This is a genomic window from Variovorax glucosi (assembly GCF_051216695.1).
Lineage (GTDB): Bacteria > Pseudomonadota > Gammaproteobacteria > Burkholderiales > Burkholderiaceae_C > Variovorax.
Map to the genome: position 1 here is coordinate 1 of NZ_JBPJZE010000028.1, position 1,830 is coordinate 1,830.

General features: G+C 62.2%; 1 protein-coding gene and 2 pseudogenes. All 3 read left to right on the forward strand.

The window, feature by feature from the left end:
- A pseudogene (locus ACSFA3_RS22445) lies at positions 1–122 on the forward strand (IS3 family transposase); the annotation flags it as partial.
- 223 nt (positions 123–345) lie between these two features.
- On the forward strand, positions 346–1,701 hold the full coding sequence (locus tag ACSFA3_RS22450; protein ID WP_435507702.1) for an IS110 family RNA-guided transposase: 1,356 nt from the start codon (positions 346–348) through the stop codon (positions 1,699–1,701).
- A pseudogene (locus ACSFA3_RS22455) lies at positions 1,702–1,830 on the forward strand (IS3 family transposase); the annotation flags it as partial.

Consider the following 1,830-nt stretch of genomic DNA (forward strand, 5'->3'; position numbering starts at 1 on the left):
GTGTGCTCGACATGCGGCCCAACAAGCCGTTGCGCAGCGAGTCAGCATCTGAGGTCGAGCGGCTTCAACGAGAGCTGCGTCGGATCACCACGGAGCGCGACATCCTAAAAAACGGCCATCGCACGCGCCGTACCGCCCCTTTGAAGAGAAACACGTGCAGACCTAAACTGCGCAGCGTGCGTCTGGCAGTGGCCGACAGCTTTTTGGAGGCTTCGAACCCCGTCAAAAAACCTGGTCCAGGGGAAGCTGCGGACCCAGCTGTGGTGGCGCCTTTGTGCGACCCCGTTTAGGAAATTGATCTGATCCGAGTCCCCGCCCGGCGTGCTCAACCTTCAGGAGGTGATCATGTCAAAGCAGACTGCAAAGCCGGCGGGGTTGCCCGTCATCCATGACCGCGCAGCGGGCATCGACATCGGAGCGCGATTCCACGTCGTTGGCGTCCCGCCCGATCTGTGCGACGAGCCTGTACAGACCTTCCAGGCGTTCACTGGCGACATTGAGCGAATGGCCGACTGGTTGGTGTCGATGGGCATTCGAACGGTCGCAATGGAATCCACCGGTGTTTACTGGGTTCCGGTCTACGAGGTTCTGGAGGAGCGCGGCTTGGAGGTCATCGTGGCGAATGCGCGAGAAGCGCGAGCCGTGCCAGGCCGCAAGAGCGACGTCAACGACGCTCAGTGGCTTCAGCGCCTGCATTCCTGCGGGCTGCTCCGCCCGAGCTTCCGTCCTGCCCGTGACATCGCGGCATTGAGGGCCTATCTGCGCCTGCGCGAGCGGCATGTGGATTACGCCGCCGCACACATCCAGCACATGCAAAAGGCGCTGACCCTCATGAACCTGCAGTTGCACCACGTCGTCAGCGACATCACCGGCGTGACCGGCATGAAGATCATCCGCGCCATTGCCGCAGGCCAGCGCGATGCAGCAGTGCTGTCGTCAATGAGGGACGTTCGCTGCAAGGCATCCACCGAGACGGTGAGGGCGGCCTTGGTCGGCAATTACCAGGTTGAGCACCTGTTCGCACTGTCGCAGGCACTTGTGCTCTACGACTTCTATCAGGAGCGTATTGCCGAATGCGACGCGCAAATAGAGCGCTCGCTGGTCATGCTGAATGCCGACAGGCCAGCCCCTGAGACCATCTTGCCCAAGCCTCGGCACAAGACGGTGCAGCCGAATGCGGTGGCCTTCGACTCGCGTCCGTTGCTCTATCAATTGACGGGCGTGGACCTCACGCAGATACACGGCGTCGGGCCTTACCTGGCATTGCGACTGGTGGCGGAGTGCGGGACCGACCTCAGTAAATGGCCGACCGCAAAGCACTTCACCTCTTGGCTCACCTTGGCGCCGGGTTGCAAGATCAGCGGCGGCAAGGTCCTGTCGTCACACACCCGCAAAACCAATAACCGTGTGACAGCGCATCTGCGGCTGGCAGCCGTCACCGTGGGGCGCACAAACACGGCGCTCGGCGCGTTCTACCGAAGACTGGCTGCGCGGGTCGGCAAGGCCAAGGCCGTCACTGCGACTGCGCGCAAGATTGCAGTGCTCTTCTACAACGCCATGCGCTTCGGGACGCCGTACAAGGACCCTGGCGAAGACCTCTACGAACGCCGGTATCGAGAGCGAGTCGTCAAGCAGCTGCACCGCCGTGCTGCCGAGTTCGGCTTCACCCTGCAGGAAGCGCCGACGCAGAGTGTTTCTTAGGAAAGCGCTCGGCTACTTTGCAAGGGACCCGCAGTGAAGTACGCCTTTATCGTTCGCCATCGCGACGTGTGGCCCACGCGGGTCATGTGCCGGGCGATGAACGTCTCGGCCAGCGGGTTCTACGAATGG

Excerpts from the sequence above, each read along its gene's own strand:
- ACSFA3_RS22450 (WP_435507702.1), top strand. The coding sequence starts at position 346 with ATGTCAAAGCAGACTGCAAAGCCGGCGGGGTTGCCCGTCATCCATGAC.